The sequence below is a fragment of the Formosa bonchosmolovskayae genome, assembly GCF_051016085.1.
Classification (GTDB): Bacteria; Bacteroidota; Bacteroidia; order Flavobacteriales; family Flavobacteriaceae; genus Formosa.
In genome coordinates, this window is sequence record NZ_CP174605.1 from 1,089,063 (window position 1) to 1,107,885 (window position 18,823).

General features: G+C 34.2%; 15 protein-coding genes. 4 read left to right on the forward strand and 11 right to left on the reverse strand.

All coding sequences use genetic code 11. The features are described from left to right. The first annotated feature begins 30 nt into the window (after nucleotides 1-30). Nucleotides 31-2,196: a prolyl oligopeptidase family serine peptidase gene (locus tag ACKC83_RS04555; protein ID WP_434037169.1), complete on the forward strand. Its 2,166-nt coding sequence runs from the start codon at nucleotides 31-33 to the stop codon at nucleotides 2,194-2,196. Nucleotides 2,197-2,295: 99 nt separating this feature from the next. Then, on the forward strand, nucleotides 2,296-3,264 hold the full coding sequence (locus ACKC83_RS04560) for an ABC transporter ATP-binding protein (protein WP_434037170.1): 969 nt from the start codon (nucleotides 2,296-2,298) through the stop codon (nucleotides 3,262-3,264). Here ACKC83_RS04560 and ACKC83_RS04565 read toward each other — a convergent pair. The 4 genes from ACKC83_RS04565 to ACKC83_RS04580 all read right to left on the reverse strand — a co-directional run bounded on the left by ACKC83_RS04565 (nucleotide 3,242) and on the right by ACKC83_RS04580 (nucleotide 11,521). After that, a complete protein-coding gene (locus tag ACKC83_RS04565) occupies nucleotides 3,242-3,703 on the reverse strand; it encodes a 3-oxoacyl-ACP synthase (protein WP_434037171.1) in 462 nt (153 codons plus the stop codon). The two genes, ACKC83_RS04560 and ACKC83_RS04565, sit on opposite strands and share 23 nt — an antisense overlap. Nucleotides 3,704-3,752: 49 nt before the next feature. Beyond that, nucleotides 3,753-6,518: a PD-(D/E)XK nuclease family protein gene (locus ACKC83_RS04570; protein WP_434037172.1), complete on the reverse strand. Its 2,766-nt coding sequence runs from the start codon at nucleotides 6,516-6,518 to the stop codon at nucleotides 3,753-3,755. Between the two features lie 69 nt (nucleotides 6,519-6,587). Next, complete coding sequence (locus tag ACKC83_RS04575) at nucleotides 6,588-7,940, reverse strand: OmpA family protein (protein ID WP_414035957.1); 1,353 nt, start codon at nucleotides 7,938-7,940, stop codon at nucleotides 6,588-6,590. A 413-nt stretch (nucleotides 7,941-8,353) separates the two neighbouring features. After that, a complete protein-coding gene (locus ACKC83_RS04580) occupies nucleotides 8,354-11,521 on the reverse strand; it encodes a UvrD-helicase domain-containing protein (RefSeq protein ID WP_434037173.1) in 3,168 nt (1,055 codons plus the stop codon). Nucleotides 11,522-11,652: 131 nt separating this feature from the next. Between ACKC83_RS04580 and ACKC83_RS04585 the strand changes: the two genes are divergently transcribed. Next, nucleotides 11,653-12,261, forward strand: coding sequence for a superoxide dismutase (locus ACKC83_RS04585; RefSeq protein WP_434037174.1), 609 nt, complete (start codon nucleotides 11,653-11,655; stop codon nucleotides 12,259-12,261). Nucleotides 12,262-12,800: 539 nt separating this feature from the next. Here the strand turns inward: ACKC83_RS04585 and accC are convergent. The 6 genes from accC to pdxA all read right to left on the reverse strand — a co-directional run bounded on the left by accC (nucleotide 12,801) and on the right by pdxA (nucleotide 17,796). Next, a complete protein-coding gene (accC, locus tag ACKC83_RS04590; protein WP_414035954.1) occupies nucleotides 12,801-14,156 on the reverse strand; it encodes an acetyl-CoA carboxylase biotin carboxylase subunit in 1,356 nt (451 codons plus the stop codon). A 74-nt stretch (nucleotides 14,157-14,230) separates the two neighbouring features. Next, nucleotides 14,231-14,710: an acetyl-CoA carboxylase biotin carboxyl carrier protein gene (gene accB, locus ACKC83_RS04595; protein ID WP_414035953.1), complete on the reverse strand. Its 480-nt coding sequence runs from the start codon at nucleotides 14,708-14,710 to the stop codon at nucleotides 14,231-14,233. A gap of 37 nt (nucleotides 14,711-14,747) precedes the next feature. Next, nucleotides 14,748-15,743 carry a beta-ketoacyl-ACP synthase III gene (locus ACKC83_RS04600; protein WP_414035952.1) on the reverse strand — a complete coding sequence of 332 codons (996 nt, stop codon included), beginning with the start codon at nucleotides 15,741-15,743 and terminating at the stop codon, nucleotides 14,748-14,750. Nucleotides 15,744-15,922: 179 nt separating this feature from the next. Then, nucleotides 15,923-16,126, reverse strand: a complete 204-nt coding sequence (rpmF, locus tag ACKC83_RS04605) for a 50S ribosomal protein L32 (protein ID WP_007647175.1) — start codon at nucleotides 16,124-16,126, stop codon at nucleotides 15,923-15,925. 7 nt (nucleotides 16,127-16,133) lie between these two features. Beyond that, nucleotides 16,134-16,676 (reverse strand): YceD family protein, encoded by a 543-nt coding sequence (locus ACKC83_RS04610; RefSeq protein WP_414035951.1) that lies wholly within the window; start codon nucleotides 16,674-16,676, stop codon nucleotides 16,134-16,136. A gap of 97 nt (nucleotides 16,677-16,773) precedes the next feature. Next, entirely contained in the window at nucleotides 16,774-17,796 is a 1,023-nt protein-coding gene (pdxA, locus tag ACKC83_RS04615) for a 4-hydroxythreonine-4-phosphate dehydrogenase PdxA (RefSeq protein ID WP_434037175.1), read from the reverse strand. Between the two features lie 65 nt (nucleotides 17,797-17,861). On the opposite strand from pdxA, the gene ACKC83_RS04620 reads away from it, so the two are divergent. Continuing rightward, complete coding sequence (locus tag ACKC83_RS04620) at nucleotides 17,862-18,455, forward strand: riboflavin synthase (protein ID WP_434037176.1); 594 nt, start codon at nucleotides 17,862-17,864, stop codon at nucleotides 18,453-18,455. A gap of 2 nt (nucleotides 18,456-18,457) precedes the next feature. Here the strand turns inward: ACKC83_RS04620 and ACKC83_RS04625 are convergent, their stop codons facing one another. Next, the gene (locus ACKC83_RS04625) at nucleotides 18,458-18,565 is read right to left on the reverse strand and encodes a PID-CTERM protein-sorting domain-containing protein (protein WP_434037177.1); all 108 of its coding nucleotides are present in this window, start codon (nucleotides 18,563-18,565) and stop codon (nucleotides 18,458-18,460) included. Nucleotides 18,566-18,823 lie beyond the last annotated feature (258 nt).

The following is an 18,823-nucleotide window of genomic DNA, read 5'->3' on the forward strand; positions in this document are numbered from 1 at the left end:
TTTTGGAAGACCTATAAAACAATATGAGTCATGAAAAAACTAATAGCTACTCTAACGATATTAACCATCTTTAGTTCCTGTAAAAATGAGCAAGAACTAAAAAAAAATAAAAATCAAATCGTGAACTATCCGATAACCAAAACTATAGATACCGCAGACACCTATTTCGACACAGAAGTTAAAGATCCATATCGCTGGTTAGAAGACGATAGAAGTCCTGAAACCGAGGCTTGGGTGGCAGAAGAAAACAAAATAACTTTCGACTATTTAGAAAAAATACCATATCGTAACCAAATCAAAGACCGCTTAACGACACTTTGGAATTACGAGAAAATTGGTGCTCCTTTTAAAGAAGGAGATTACAACTACTTTTATAAGAATAACGGATTACAAAACCAGAGTGTATTATATAGAACCAAAGGAGATGATAGTACAGAAGAAGTCTTTCTTGATCCCAATACCTTTAGTACCGAAGGCACAACGTCTTTAGGAGGCTTGTCGTTCTCTAAAGATGGAAGTATCGCTGCGTATTCCATTTCTGAAGGCGGTAGCGATTGGAGAAAAATTATAATCATTAATGCCGAAACTAAACAAGTTATTGAAGACACTTTAGTCGATGTAAAATTTAGTGGCATGTCTTGGAAGGGTAACGAAGGTTTCTATTATTCTAGCTACGATAAACCAAAGGGCAGTGAGCTTTCTGCTAAAACCGACCAACACAAATTATATTATCATAAAATTGGAACAAAGCAAAGTACCGACAAACTAATATTTGGAGGCACACCGCTAGAAAAACACCGTTATATCTCGGCAAGTGTTACCGAAGACGATCATTATTTATTAATTTATCCACGAACATCAACCTCTGGGAATAAATTATACATTAAAGATTTAACAAAATCCAATAGCAGATTTGTTGCCATATTAGATCACACAGGCAGTGATACGCATTTGGTAGACAATATAGGAAGCACATTATTTTTATCGACTAATTTAAATGCGCCTAATATAAAAATTGTAACGGTAGACGCCTCTAACCCAACTCCAGAACATTGGGTAGATTTTATTCCCGAAACAGAGAATGTATTAACACCTTCTACAGGTGGTAATTTTATATTTGCACATTACATGGTTGATGCTGTTTCACAAGTAAAACAATATGATTACAACGGGAAACTAGTTCGCGAAATCGAACTTCCTGGTATTGGTACAGTAAGTGGGTTCTCAGGTAAAAAAGAAAATGAAACCTTATATTATTCATTCTCAAATTACACGACACCATCTACAAGTTATGCTTTTAACACAGAGTCGGGAGCATCTACAGTGTATGTAAAACCAAAAGTTGATTTTGATCCAAATCAGTACGAGAGTAAGCAGGTTTTTTACAAATCTAAAGATGGTACAAAAGTACCTATGATTATTTCTTACAAAAAGGGCACAGCGCTAAACGGCAAAAATCCTACAATCTTATATGCTTATGGAGGTTTCAATATTAGTTTAACACCTTCTTTTAGTATTGCTAATGCCGTTTGGATGGAGGCCGGTGGTATTTATGCTGTTCCCAACATACGTGGTGGTGGAGAATACGGAAAAGCGTGGCACGATGCAGGAACCAAAATGCAAAAACAAAATGTGTTTGACGACTTTATTGTCGCTGGAGAATATTTAATTGAAAACAATTATACATCTTCTAAGTTTTTAGCCATTAAAGGAGGTTCTAACGGCGGATTATTAGTTGGAGCAACAATGACACAACGTCCTGATTTAATGCAAGTCGCATTACCCGCTGTTGGTGTACTAGATATGTTACGTTATCATACGTTCACTGCCGGTGCAGGTTGGGCATACGATTACGGGACAGCAGAAGATAGCAAGGAAATGTTCGAGTACTTAAAAGCGTATTCTCCAATTCACAATGTAAAACCAGGCGTAAAATATCCAGCCACTTTAATAACCACTGGCGATCATGACGACCGTGTTGTACCTGCCCATAGTTTTAAATTTGCTGCCGAATTGCAACACAATCAAAAACATGGAAATCCTGTTTTAATCCGAATTGAAACTGATGCCGGTCATGGCGCAGGAACCCCAGTAAGTAAAACCATTGAACAATATGCCGATATTTTCGGATTTACGTTATACAATATGGGATTTAATACACTTCCTGAAGCCCATAAAGAACAGACTAAAGGGTAATCCTTTTTTATAATCATATTAAGAGTCGTTTAAATGCTTTATTTGCAATTAAATGGCTCTTTGTTTTTTTATACTATTTTTGTAAATCAAAATTAAATTATGCTTAAAGTCCAAGATATTTCATTTGGTTACGACACGAAAACCATACTTCACAATATTTCATTCTCGGTAGAACGCGGACAGCATGTTTCTATTATTGGCGAAAGTGGCTCTGGAAAAAGTACGCTTATAAAATTACTTTACGGTACCTACGATTTACCTGAAGGGGAGATATTTTGGAACGACAAACCCATATTAGGCCCAAAATTCAATTTGGTTATTGGTTACGACTTTATGAAATATGTAGCTCAAGAATTTGATTTAATGCCTTTTATTTCTGTGAAACAAAATATCGGTAAATTCTTGTCTAACTTCTTTCCCGAAGAAAAGGAACGACGTACTAAAGAACTCATAGAACTGGTAGATTTAGTTGAATTTACAAATGTTAAAGTGAAATTATTAAGTGGCGGACAAAAACAACGTGTGGCACTTGCTAGAGCGATTGCGAGACAACCTGAGATTATTTTATTGGACGAACCTTTTAGCCATATCGATAATTTTCAAAAACAAACCCTGCGTCGCAACTTATTCAATTATTTAAAAGAAAAGAATATTTCTGTCATTGTAGCCACCCACGACCGTGAAGACGTGTTACCTTATTCGGATAGGATGATTGTTTTAAATAGCGGAAAAATTATAGCGAGCGATACACCTAAAGAATTATACCGAAACCCTAAAAAACCTTTAATCGCCTCTTTCTTTGATGAGTTTAATGACATGCAAGCGCAAGATTTAAAACTAAACACCTCTGAAAAGCAAGTCTTTGTATATGCACATGAATTAGAGATTTCTGAAGAATCTGCGTTAGAAGTTACAATAAAGCGTAATTATTTTAGAGGAAGTACATATCTTATTGAAGCTATTTATCATTCTAAATCCATCTTTTTTTATCACAATTCCGAACTACCTATTGATACAACTCTGAACCTAATTTTAACGGAATCTGCTAAAAAACGTCTAGAATCTTAAACGCTTGATTTCGAAACTTTACAACATCTCCAGCTTGCTTAGATAGTAAAAGTAAACCTATAGGTGTGTTAGGTGCTATTGCATAATACTTAGTTCCGTCTAATTCAATTTCACCTGCACTAATGGCTATAAAATAATTTGAAACATCTGTAATAACAGTACTTCCTAAGCAAATAGTTTCCGATTGCTTTGTAATATTAATTTTAGTTAACGCTTGCTGTACCTGATTTATTTCGGCCAATTGCGCTCCAAATTTCTCTCGCTCTAATTGTAACATGGCGCGTCCGGTTTCGTGCTTATCTCCCGCCGAACTTTTAGTTTCAGACGTTAAAGACTCTTGCACTTCGGCAATATTATGCTGTACATTTACCAATCGTTTATCGATAAACGATTCACAACGCTTTAGTAATTCTTGTTTAATTTCAGAATTGGCTTTCATTACTTTTTAGATTGTAGAAGGATGTTTTTAGTTTATTTTTTTTAATTATTTAGTGACTAACCTCCTTTTCTTCAAAGTTGAGTTCTGGGTTAAATATATCTAAAATCAAGACCTTAAGTTGCTCCTCGAATAACTGAATCGTTTCCTCGTTTATAGCGGTTATTTTAGTGGCACCGTTTCCAGATTTGTCCTTTTTGGTAAATTTTAAAAAGCCACCATTTAAATTTTTAAAAGAAATAATTCCGGCCTCTAAAGGAAATTTTAAAGTCCCATCTGAAAGCATCATAAATGCATAACACAAAATTTGGAACGGCTTACTATATTTATCATAATCGGTGGTGAGGTCTTCCCAATTTATAATTTCTACTTGCGACTGACTCACTTTACCTGTCTTATAATCAATTATTCTAGTCACACCGTCATATTCGTCTACACGATCTACTTTTCCACCTATAGTCACCGGAAAATCGAGTTCAGGAATATTAATTTCTATACGTTCAAAATCGGCTTCAATAGCAATAATCTTTATAATTCGGCCAGCTTTAATTTCTTTTAATTCTAAGTCGATAAAATTAGAAACATAACGCTTTGCGATTTCAAAACTGATTAAATTTTTACCCGTTTTAATATCGCCTTTCTTATAAGTATCTTCAAAATGATGCAACACCGTAGCAGAAATCTTAGCTCGCATTTCTTTAATATGCGCTTCGGTTAATTGCTCACCAATTAATGGCTGGTAAAAATCTTCGAGCGTATTATGTACAACTGTCCCAAGAGTATTAGCCGCTACAGTTTCTTCAACCTCATCATATTCTTGAATTTTTAGTACTTTCTGCAGATAGAAATCCATTGGGTTCCGCATATAGTTCGTTAAAGACGATGGAGAAAAACCATTCTTACCAATTTGCTTTAAACGCTCCATAACTAAAGCCGATTTGGGTACTGTTTTCAATTCATTTTCTACCAAATGCACCGTAGGCGTCGCCATAATCTGTGTAGGCTCGTGTATTTTTTCTAGTTCTAACTGTGTTATAAATCTACTTTTTTCTCCGCCCTTTAAAACATCGGCTTCCGTATTATAAATAATATAAACATTTTTAGCACGTTGCAATAAGCGATAAAAGTGATAGGTATAAACCGCATCCTTCTCCTTGAAAGTTGGTAAATTATTCTCGAGTTTTACATCTAATGGAATAAAAGAATTATTACTTTTTCCTGCGGGTAAAATACCTTCGTTTACCGAGGAAATAATAACGGTCTCAAAGTCTAAAACACGGGACTCCAACATTCCCATAATCTGTAAACCTTGCAATGGCTCCCCTTGAAAATCTAAAGTTTCACTACTAAGTAATTCCTGATACACTTGATGCAAGGCACTTATGTTCTGAAAAAAGTTATAGGTGGTATTTAAACGTTCTAATTCATTAAAAAGTTCGTAAAAGCGATATGTATATTCTAGACTTAATATATTCTCATCCTTACTAATATTTAAATACTCCTTTAAGGCGAAAATTAAAGATTTAGACTGGCTTAACGCTTTAGTTGCGTTGTTATCCCAAGCTTTGAATAAAAGCTCTAAAACGTCTTTAAATGGCTCGCACAACTCAACTAAATGTTGACATGTAAGAAAGACTATGTTATTAGTTTGAATCGTTTCAATTAAGGCTGTAGCAAAATCTTCTTTATCTTGAATAAATAGCGGACGCACAAATTGATGAGACACTATGGAAATTACATCTTTATAATAAAAAGACTTCGGATTATTTTTATGAAGCTTAAATAGACTTTCGAATAATGAAGCCAACGGAATTGATTTTAACGGAAAACCCATTGTAACATTTAACGCCTTTACTTCCGAAGGTATCGAATTAAGCACTGGAAGCAAAAGATCTTCATTCCCTAAAACAATCGCTGTATGCTCTAAAGTGTTTTTAGTTTTACCTAGTTCTTTAAGAATATTACCAATATATTTTGATTGCCCAATATTTTTAGGAACACCAATTACTTGTATAGATTTTTCATTTTTATAATTATCGGAAATCCAATTAAAAGGATGTGTATTAAAATATTTCCACTTTTTTGCGTGTTGTCTGGTAAACAATCCCGCATCATGAACTGGGTTTTCATAAAATGTTTTATCTATATCCCAATAAATTAAAGCATCTGTATGCTCTAGGATATGTTGAATAATAGATTCTTCGGCAGTATTTAAAGCATTAAAGCCTAAAAACACATGTTGTATTTTGTTCTGTTGGGTATACTCGCCAACCTTAGTATGCGCTTGTCTATAGACCAAGCCTTGGTACCCCAAATTATTTTCCAGCAACGTTTTTGTGAAGTGCGTATAGTAGACATGTAGCTTATTCCAAAACGCAAGATATTTTATAATGAATTCGGTTTTATCTTCGGCCACAGACCAATGGTTAGTCTCCTGAATGGCTGCCAAGTATTCAAATATTTTTTGTTGCGGAATTAAGTATCTATCGATTTCATTAAAATCTTGAAGCAAGATTTGAGCCCATTTAGAAAACACTTCAAACGAGTCCGGACTACCGTCGGTATTAAGGGTGATGTAGGTATTATAAAATTGAAAAAGTAACTCTGTATTTGAGACTGTTTTTAAACCTGAAATGTTTTCAACAAAATCTTCAATACTTAATATTTCTGGGGCAAACATATTTTGCTTGGTCGTTCTTGAAAGTTGATGCTTTAAGAATGTCCCTGCACGTTTACTAGGAAGAATAAATTTTAATTCCGAAAGATCGAGACCTTTCTCTTGTAGGTTAGCAATAACCTCTTCTATAAAAGTTGTCATGCTATAAAAATAAAAAACGCCCCGAATAAACGGGGCGTTTTAGATAATTATATTTTAACAGATTTAGTCTTATTTAACTAAGTTAATTTCTACACGTCTGTTGTTAGCTCTACCAGCTCTAGTTTTGTTAGAATCGATTGGCTTTTCTTCACCATATCCTTTAGAAGATAATCTTGAAGAGTCAATACCTTTATTTACTAAGTAATCTTTTACAGCTGCTGCTCTAGCATCAGATAACTTCATGTTTAAAGCATCAGATCCTGAACTATCAGTGTGACCATCTACTGTAAAAGTAGCGTTTGGATACTCATTGATAATAGCTATAATGTTTTCTAAAACTTCAGCAGAGTGAGTTTTGATAGTAGATTTACCTGTATCGAATAAGATAGTTTTAGCATATTCGTTAAGAGATTTTTGAACTGCTTCAGATAATTCTGGACAACCGTTGTTTGCAACAGTACCAGGAACATCTACACACTCATCATCTTTATCTGCTACACCGTCTCCGTCAGTATCAGGCCAAGGACAACCATTGTTTTCTGCAGGACCAGCAACGTTTGGACATTTATCATCAGGATCAGCTACACCGTCACCATCAGCATCAGGACATCCGTTTAATGCTACTAAACCAGCTACAGTAGGACATTTATCTTCTGGATCAGCTACACCGTCTCCGTCAGTATCAGGACAACCATTAAATTCAGCTGTACCAGCTTCGTTAGGACAAGCATCTTTAGAATCTTCGATACCATCACCGTCAGTGTCAGGACATCCGTTAAAGATAGCTAAACCAAATACATCTGGACAAGCATCATCTTTGTCGTATATTCCATCTTTATCAGCATCTTTTCCACCAAATTTGATAGCGATTCCTGCAGTATGTTGGAAATGAGAAGTTAAATAGTCTTCGAAAGAGTGCTTATAAGAAGATTGTAATGTAAGACCAATGTTTTCAGTAAACCAGATATTGAAACCTAAAGTACCGTTTGCAGTACCAGCTCCGATTTCGTCTACCCAAGTGTAACCCCCACCAACTCCGATGAATGGATTAAATACACTGTGTTGTAAAAAACCGTACTTAAAAGTACCATCTACTCCGTAGTAAGATAAATCAGAAACTTCATCATCACCGTATTTATCAATTTTATTAATTGACCCTGTTACTCCAAATGATAAACCATCTGTTATAGTACGAGCTACAGTAATAGTTGATAAAGAAGGTAAAACGTTCCAGTGATCTCCAGTATTGAAGTATTCGTCTCCGAAACCTTCACTAAGAGGTGCTCCGTCTCCGTTTGGAAAGAAGTCTACTGCGTTTACCCCGAAACTAATCGCCCATGGGTTGTTGTCATCTTGCGCATAAGTGTTGCTAAAACCAAATACCAGCAACATTGCGAACAATAATCTGCTAAGATTTTTCATATTCAAAAGTTTAATTTTTAAGTGTTAATTGTAAACAAAAGTAAGTTGTTAAATTTTATTAACAAAGACAAATATAAAAAAATATTGACAACTTATGTGAAACTTAAAGAGTTTAGAAGCGTTTTAAAATAGAGCCTTACTTATTTAAAACCGCCATAAATACGCCCAAGTCTTTATCTATAAGGGATGGCGCAATTTTTAGTTTTATTTTTTATTCAAAATTAAGGCGCGAATAAAAAAATTTATCAGCTTAAACACCTCATTTTTACCGTCTTTTAGACACGTTTTGAGACAAGATCTAATGTTAAAGAGTTAAAAATATTAGTTAAAAAATTTGTGTAATTAAAAAATTAAAAATCACGCGGTACAGTCTCTTTTTTTAAGCGTTTTCCATCCTACAGAAAAGTACATTTTTATGCGTATTTGACTTGTATATCCTCATTAATATAGACTAAAATTTTAGCGACAACCTCAAAACCCATAGCCTCTATCCCTTCCTGATACAACATTAATTGCTGTTTATGCTTATCTAACGCTGTTCCCGTTTTATAATCTATAATAGAAACTTGTTTATTTGGAGTAATTACGAGACGGTCAGGTCTTAAAATAGTACCATCGGCCTTGATTATATCCCGTTCGGTATAAATAGTATGGTCTGAAGTAAAATACGACTCCAATTCCGAATGATCTATAATTTGTAAAATACGCTCTTGCAACCCTTCTAATTGATCTGATGAAATCAAACCCGATTGTTCGGCATCTTTTAACACGCCTTCAACATCTGATTTGGTCTTTATGTTCGCCATTAAATTATGGACTAGATTTCCTTTTTCAATCGCTTCTTGCTGTTTGGTATCCCACAAGTAACCGCTACTTGCCACTATTTTAATATTATGATCTTTTTTGGCTGTAGAAATAAACTCTAAGGTTACCTGTCCTTCTTTATCTTCGGCCATCGCATCGACTTTAGGTTTAGTAAGACGTTTCGGGTTTCCAAAATGATAATTAAAAGTATGTTCTTGCCATAGCTGATTCTTCATTAAGTAGTCTATAAACAAACCACTATAATTTTTAATATTAACATTCTTTTTGGCATCTAATGCCAAACTTCCAATAATATGAAGCTGTTCGACTGGTCGGGTTAACGCAACATACAATAGGTTAAGACTATCCAGCTCTAGTTCGGATTGATGTTTTTTGCTAATAGCAAGACCTTCTTCCCCAAACTCTTCAAAATTAGCTTTATTATAATCTAATAAAGTCCACGAAAAACCATTAAACTCTTCGGCATTTAAAGGAAACCACTCTTTAGGATCTATCTCCTTATATATATCTAAATCGGCAAAAGGAAAAATAACAACTGGAAATTCTAATCCTTTCGATTTATGAATCGTCATGATCTGAACAGCATCCTGCCCTTCAGGAGAAACAATACTTAACTTATCAATTTTAGTTTCAAAATACTCTAAAAACCCAAAAATATCAGAACCTTTCTTTTGTGTATATTCTAAAACGACATCTAAATAATACTGAATATAAGCGTTAGAATGCGCTACTAAATTAAATTCTCTAACCATAGTTTCAAACATATCAAACAATGGTAATTGTATTAAAGCGCTTGCATTTGTATGGATTCCGAATTGCTTAAAACTTTCAAATAACGCGACATTATCTAGCAGAATGAATTTTGCAAAGAAGGCATGTTTATCTTCAATATTAAATTTATCTGCTAAGAAATATAAGATTTCAGCCTTAATTTCGGCGTTTTTCGGTTGAAATAAAAGCGTTGACAGATGCGTAATAAACATGACCTCGGGTGCTTGTTTAATCAGTAACAATTCTGAAGAAATGATAGGAATGCCCTGCTGACTTAGATAATCTGCCGTAACCACAGCGTCTTTTGTTTTTCTTACCAAAATGCAAATATCTTTTAATTGAAATCCGTTTGCCAAACAATCTTCAACCGTTTTATAAACCTGTTCGGGATATAGCGCATTGCGATCCTCATCTTTTAAATCTAAGAACGAAATATTTACATATCCCTCATTTACGTTTTTCTGATGCTGACTCGCTCTTTTGTATAAGTTTCCATACACTTCATTACTAAAAGTTGCTCCCGAGACATAATCGAAAAATGAATTATTAAAATGAATTACCTCTTTAAAGCTTCTAAAATTAGTATCTAAAGACTTTATGTTTTTTGGTGTATTAAATGGATTATGGCTAGAATCTAAGTCGGATAACTCTATAAATTGTTCTGCTTTTCCGCCACGCCATCTGTAAATGGCTTGTTTAGCATCTCCAACAATCATTAAAGAGCCCGGTTCTTTCTCGACATCGTGAGTATCTATCGCTTCTGACACCAATGGAATTAAGTTATTCCATTGCATGGTCGATGTATCTTGAAACTCGTCTATAAAGTAATGATTGAATTTTTCGCCCAACCGTTCGTATATAAAAGGAGTTGGTTGCGCCGCGATTTCTTTACTAATTAAAGTATTAAATTCTGAAATCAGCATTTTATTTTCTTCATCTTTAAGCGCTGTCAATTCTTGATTTATCGCGTTTAAAACCGAAAGTTGGGTTAAATTTTTAGAAATTGTTTTTCTGAATTTAAATAAATAAACGGCTTCTTTAATTTTTAAATAGGTCGACTCTATTACAGGCAAAAGGCCATCTATAATCTCCTTTTTTGAAGGATCGAGTGCCTTTGTATAGACTTTACCTTCTTTTATATTCGCTTCTAGTTGATTTTTATAAAGTCCGTGTATTTTAAATTCTGAGGCATTTACAAAATGATTAAACAATGTTCCTCTTGAAAAGTCTTTAACGGTTAAATTATTACTTTCGAATGTATTTAATATATGTTTGGCGGCTTCAGTAATGCTAGCTTCTAGTGTGTTTAAATCGTTATAAAGTTGCTTTTTAAACGTACTAAAGTCAGACAATGTTCTATCTTTTAACGTTTCTAAATATGGAATATCATTTTCGTAAATAAGTAGTTTTGCTATTTTATAAAGATCTAATGCAATATTCCAACTTTTATCATCGTCTGCCTTTTCTATAGCAAACTGTACCAAAACATTGGTAATTTCTTTATCGGTTCCCGCTTTTGCTATTAAGCGATCAACCGCTTTATTTAATAAACTTTCGGAATCTAAATCGACTTCAAAGTTTAAAGGAAGTTTTAAATCGTGAGCAAAGGTTCTAATAATTCTGTGTGTAAATCCGTCGATTGTCGAAATCTCGAAAGCGGCGTAATTATGTATAATGGTATGAAGTAACATTTTCGATTTGCTATGTAAAGCTTCCGGCTCCATGTTTAGCTCTTTACACAACAAACTAAACATATCGTTATCTTGCTCCAAAACAGCCTCGTCCGAAAATTCTTTAAGCGTTTTAATAATACGCTCTTTCATTTCGAATACTGCTTTATTAGTAAACGTTATAGCCAAAATATTTTTAAACTGAAAATGGCTTTTCGATTTAAACAAGATTGTTAAATAGGCTTTTACTAAGGTGAATGTTTTTCCGCTCCCTGCAGAAGCATCGTAAATAGAAAAAGTAGTGTTACTCTCCATGCTTATTAAATAATTTGAATACAAGATAAAAACTATCGATGATTAGATAGCTATATATTATTTTTAATTGACGTGTATTATACTTAAATTTGAAAGAGATAAAATTTTTAATCATAAAAAACACAAATATTATGGCTTTCGAATTACCGAAATTACAATATGCTTACGGTGCGTTAGAACCACACATCGATGCACGTACAATGGAAATACACCATACTAAACACCACCAAGGATATACTACAAAATTAAATGGCGCTATTGAAGGAACTGACTTAGAAGGAAAATCTATTGAAGATATCCTTACAGGTTTAGACATGAGCAATGGAGCTGTTAGAAATAATGGTGGAGGTTTTTACAATCACTCTTTATTTTGGGAAATAATGAACCCAGAAGGTAAAGGGCGTTTATCAGGTGAATTAAAAACAGCTATCGAAGAAGCATTTGGATCTGTAGATGCTTTTAAAGAAGCATTTAGTAATGCTGCAGCAACACAATTTGGTTCAGGTTGGGCTTGGTTATGTGTAAACAAAGGCGGAAAAGTTTCTGTTTGTTCTACTCCAAATCAAGATAACCCATTAATGCCAGGTGTTGAGTGCGACGGAACTCCTATTTTAGGATTAGACGTTTGGGAACATGCATACTACTTAAATTACCAAAACAAAAGACCAGAATATATTGATGCATTTTTTAATGTAATTAACTGGAACGAAGTAGAACGTCGTTATGCTGAAGCAAAATAATAAGACGTTTTAAATACTATATTACAGTCGGGCTATATTTTTATATAGTCCGATTTTTTTTTGGAAACTATTTTAAAATGAAAAAGGCGAACTGTTAAGTTCACCTTTTTGCCCCAAATCTACCATGAACTTAACCTACTTATGTTATGGTGACGCAAATATAAATGGTGTACCTGTATAAGTAAAAGAATATTAGTTTAACTACATAAAAATTAGTCCAACGGAAAGAATAGCACCTAATTAAAGTAAATGCCTTATTTACATCAACTAAAAACACGCAAAACACTAAAAAGAATACGTGTTTACCTAGCTAAATGATGTGGTTAAAATGAAATCTTAATTAATTTATAGCTTGCATTAAACGAACATTAGTAATGACTTCACGAAAGTTATATAAACCAATGTTGTGTTAAGGATAGAAGTGGCATCCTTTTATTTTCTATAAAATAAAAGATATAGCAGATAGCCTGACTTTTGCTTTTTGCAGCAAAAGTAACACCATAAAAAAACTCCGAAATAAATTCCGGAGTTTGTATATTTTAATCTTCTTTTGGAGGTTTTTCCATTACGAAATCTTCCATGAATTTAGTAGTATAATTTCCAGCGACATAATCTGGATGATCCATTAATTGTCTGTGGAATGGAATCGTGGTATTAACACCCTCTATTACGAATTCGTCTAAAGCACGTTTCATTTTACTTATGGCTTCTTCTCGAGTTTGCGCCGTAGTAATTAACTTTGCAATCATTGAATCGTAATTTGGCGGAATGCTATAACCTGCATAAACATGTGTATCTAAACGCACACCATGACCTCCTGGGGCATGTAGTGTATTTATCCGACCTGGAGACGGACGGAATCCGTGATATGGATCTTCTGCGTTAATACGACACTCTATAGAATGCATGTTAGGAGTATAGTTTTTACCTAAAATTGGCACACCGGCAGCGACAAGAATTTGCTCACGAACTAAATCGAAGTCTATTACTTGCTCTGTAATTGGGTGTTCTACCTGAATACGCGTATTCATTTCCATAAAGTAAAAATTACGGTGCTTATCTACCAAAAATTCGATAGTTCCCACCCCTTCGTACTTTATATATTCTGCGGCACGAACAGCTGCAGCCCCCATAGCATCACGCAGTTTCTTCGTCATAAATGGCGAAGGTACTTCTTCTGTTAGCTTTTGGTGACGACGCTGAATAGAGCAATCCCGTTCTGATAAATGGCATGCTTTACCTGTAGAATCTCCTACAATTTGGATTTCGATATGTCTTGGTTCTTCAATAAGTTTCTCCATGTACATACCATCGTTTCCAAAGGCTGCTTTAGCTTCTTGGCGGGCAGAATCCCAACCTTCTTTTAGGTCTTCTTCTTTCCAAATGGCACGCATACCTTTTCCACCACCACCAGCAGTTGCTTTAAGCATCACTGGATATCCGGTTTCTAAGGCTACTTTTTGACACATTTCGAAATCTGAAATAATACCATCACTACCAGGCACACATGGTACTCCGGCAGCTTTCATAGTTTCCTTTGCTGTGGCTTTATCTCCCATTTTAGAGATCATATCGGCAGAAGCCCCAATGAACTTGATATCGTGTTCCTCACATATTTTAGAAAATTTTGCGTTTTCTGAAAGAAACCCATATCCTGGGTGAATAGCATCTGCATTTGTTATTTCTGCAGCAGCAATGATATTAGACATTTTTAAATAGGACTCACTACTTGCGGCAGGACCTATACATACGGCCTCATCTGCAAATTTTACATGCAAACTTTCTGCATCGGCTGTAGAATAAACTGCAACCGTTTTAATTCCCATTTCTTTACAGGTTCTAATAACACGTAGTGCTATTTCCCCTCTATTGGCTATTAGTATTTTTTTAAACATAACGTATACAATTTAAAAATCTCAAATTCCAAATTCCAAGTCAATTGGGATTTGTTTTGGAATTTTAAAATTTGTTATGATGGATCTACCAAGAATAATGGTTGATCGAATTCTACTGGAGACGCATCATCTACAAGTATTTTAACAATTTTACCAGATACTTCTGATTCGATTTCGTTAAAAAGTTTCATCGCTTCAATAATACAAAGTACATCACCTTCGGCTATAGTTTGACCAACTTCTACAAACAGTGGTTTGTCTGGAGAGGGTTTTCTATATAAAGTCCCGATAATTGGAGATTTAATAGTTATATATTTTGAATTCGCTTCTGCCTCGGCAGGTGCTGCTTGGGTGGTTGCTACAGTTTGTGGTGCAACAGGAGCCTGAGCAACTGGAGTTCCTACAGGTATTTGTTGTACATAAGTTGTAGTTTCACCTTTATCGTCACCACCAGTTTTGATGGTAATCTTTACATCATCGGTTTCTAATTTAACCTCGCTTGCACCAGATTTAGCAACGAATTTGATTAAATTTTGAATGTCTTTTAAATCCATAATAAATTAGATTTTAAAATAAGTTATTATTAGTCAATTAAGAATTGTATGCCCAGGTTAAGTAAATAGATCCCCATGTAAAACCACCTCCAAAAGCAGCAAAAACTAATTTGTCGCCTTTTTTAAGTTGTTTTTCATAATCAAAAAGTAATAATGGTAATGTAGCAGAAGTCGTATTACCGTACTTTTCTATATTAATCATTACTTTTTCTGAGTCTAAATCTATTCGTTTAGCTGTTGCATCTATAATGCGCTTGTTTGCTTGGTGGGCTACAAGCCAAGAAATATCGTCTTTAGATAAATTATTTCGTTCTAATATTTTTTCAGCAACATCTGCCATATTAGACACTGCATTTTTAAATACCGTTTTCCCATCCTGAAACACAAAGTGCTTTCCTTCGGCTACCGCTTCGGGAGTTACAGGGTAAGATGATCCGCCATAGGTAGCTTGTAGAAAATCTCTACCAGCACCATCGCTTCTTAAATATTCGTCGTGTAATCCTAAACCTTCTTCATTAGGTTCGAATAACACTGCACCGGCACCATCTCCAAAAATAATACATGTTGCTCGGTCTTTATAATTAATCATTGAAGAGTTTTTATCTGCTCCAATAAGTAATACTTTTTTATACCGTCCAGACTCGATGTAACTGGATGCTGTAGACATTCCGAATAAGAAACTGGAACACGCAGCTTCTAAATCGTATGCAAACGCATTTACCGCTCCAATCGCTGTTGCTGTAAAAGATGCCGTTGCAGCAGCTTTCATATCTGGTGTTGCAGTAGCAACAATTACTAAATCGATTTGTGTAGGATCTACTCCCGACTTATTAATTAAATCCTGAGCAGCCTTTATAGCTAGAAAAGAAGTTCCTTGCCCTTCTTCCTTTAAAATACGACGTTCTTTAATTCCAGTTCTCGATGTAATCCATTCATCATTAGTTTCAACCATAGACTCTAACATCTTATTTGTTAAAACATGTTCGGGCACATATCCTCCTACAGCTGTAATAGCCGCTGTTATTTTACTCATAGCGTATAAATTATTGAACCAAAACTTAGATAATTAGACCTGAAACATCAATTTTACGGCCAAATTACTTAATTTTTTGGTTTAATTGAATGCAAATTAAGTTGTTTTTGACTTATAGAAAACTATATGACAAAAAAAACGCTCACAATGGAGCGTTTTTTTATATGCTTGCATAATACTTATGCTAAATTTTCTTCTACCTCTGAGTTGTCGATTAAAACTTGACCTCTGTAATATAATTTACCTTCGTGCCAGTGTGCTCTGTGATATAAATGAGCTTCTCCTGTCGTTGGACATGTAGCAATCTGTGGCGCAGTTGCTTTGTAATGTGTTCTTCTCTTATCTCTTCTTGTTTTCGAGATTTTTCTTTTAGGATGTGCCATTTTCTATTTATTTATTATCCGTTAATAGTTTCTTTAATGTATTCCATCGAGGGTCTGACTCCTCTTGGTCTTTTTTTTCTTCCTTAATTTTAGGACTCAATTCTTCTAGTTTATCGAGTATTTCTGATTGTAACGTGCCATCTTCAACTCCAGGGTGAACACGTTTCGTAGGAATTGCTAACACTATTAATTCATAAATATACTGTTGTATATTTAATTCATATTCCCCGTGAGGAATAATTAGTAAATCAATCTCTTCGTCATTATACTCATCACCAAAATTCACTACCAAATCAAATTCATTTTGAATAGGTTGATCGTAAGGTTCGTTTGTGACATCACAATAGACATTTACAATTCCCGAGATTTCAAAATGCAATTCCAATAACGTATTCTTCTTTTCGAAAAGAACATGTACCTGAATATCAGCATCATTAAAATCTTCATACCCAAAATGTGCAAAGAACTCTTGTCCAATTTGATATTCGAATTGATGTTTGCCTAATTTTAATCCAACGAATTGGATTGTAAATTCTTTCAACAGCTTCATTTCCATATCTAATTTGAGCCTGCAAATATATGAATTTTTATTTTACACAAGCTTACTTATAAACATTTTTTTGTTTATATCTTTTTTATTTAATATTTTACACTCTTTTCACAAGCTTATCATACTCCAAACGGTGCTTATAAATCTGTATTCCTGAGAATAACGCTTCTTTAAACGAGCTTACGTTTGCAATACCTTTCCCTGCGATTTCGAATGCTGTACCATGATCTGGAGATGTACGTACTTTATTTAAGCCCGCCGTATAATTTACACCCTCTCCAAACGATAAAGTTTTAAACGGAATTAATCCTTGATCGTGATACGAGGCAATTATAGCGTCAAAATTCTTATAATTATTCGATCCAAAGAAGCTATCTGCTGCATATGGGCCATAAACCAATTTGCCACTCTCTTTAATTTTAGCCAAAGTAGGACGTAAAATGGTATCATCTTCATTACCTATCACACCATTATCCCCTGTATGCGGATTGATGCCTAAAACAGCAATTTTTGGTTTAGAAATCTGAAAATCTCGTTGAAGTGATTTATATACGGTACTGATTTTCTTCTCAATTAATTCAGGAGTAATATGGTTTGCAATTTCACTTACAGGAACATGATCGGTTAACAAGCCTACTTTTAAAGTGTCAGTAATCATAAACATTAAACTTTCTCCTTCTAACTCTTGCGCTAGATAATCTGTATGACCTGGAAATTTAAATTTATCCGACTGAATATTGTGTTTGTTAATAGGTGCGGTTACTAAAAGATCTATAGTGCCTTCTTTTAGCGCCGCAGTTGCAGATTCAAGAGATTTAATAGCATATTCGCCTATTTTAAAATCTTCTTTTCCGAAATTTATAGACACATTCTCTTTCCAACAATTTAAAACATTAACCTTACCTATAACCATCTGGTTAATATGGTTAATACCATTAAAATTTATATCCATTTTAAAATGATTCTTAAAAAAAGACATCACTTTAACTGAAGCGAAAATCACCGGCGTACAAAATTCTAGTATTCTTGGGTCTTCAAAAGTCTTCAATACAATTTCACCACCAATCCCATTCAAGTCTCCAATTGAAATTCCAACTATTATATTTTCTTCTTTCTTCATTAAACTTGATAACTATTTTGTTCGTAATTTTACAGATACAAATTTAACCAAATAATTGAATTAATATGTTTACAGGAATAATAGAAAATTTAGGTCGTGTTGCTAATCTTAAATCAGATCAAGGTAATCTACATGTAACCATAGAAAGTGAATTAACTTCTGAATTAAAAATAGACCAAAGTGTGGCTCATAATGGTGTATGCCTAACTGTTGTAAGCATAAGCGAAAACACATATACTGTAACGGCCATACAAGAAACCTTAAACAAAACAAACTTAGGATCTCTTAAAACAGACGATTTAGTAAACTTAGAACGCGCTATGCTCCTTGGAGATCGCTTAGATGGACATATTGTACAAGGTCATGTCGACCAAACTGCAACATGTATAGATATTAAAGAAACTTCTGGAAGTTGGTTATTTACTTTTGAATACGATAAAGAACTAAATAATATTACAATAGAAAAAGGCTCTATTACTGTAAATGGGACAAGCCTAACAGTGGTTAATTCTAAACGCAATCAATTTAGTGTCGCAATAATACCTTACACTTTCGAACATACCAACTTTAAGTATTTTAAAATCGGGGATGCTGTAAACTTAGAATTTGATGTACTCGGGAAATATGTAAAACGCTTATTGGAGTTTGATATAAAGTAACCTTAGTGTTTCAAAGATTTTTTGACACCATAATATGCTCCGGCAGCTATTAAAATGGCTAAACCACCGTCTATAGGAACACCTGTAGGAGGGCCTGGAGGTCCATCCATTGCTCGTGGTGTAGGTGGCGTTTGAGCAAAACATATTACCCCTACCAGTATAAAAAGGATTAAAAAAAATTTAGTTTTATCTTGCATCACTATGAATTATTGGCTCACTACGTGTCCAAAATTGTTAATTAAAAAATTAAAATCTGCTATTAATTCAATCTCTCTTAACGCGACAAATTTAAGATAAAATACTTTACTTAAACAACTATTACCACTACTATTTTAGCGTATTTTTATGATTTTTAGTAATTACCAATA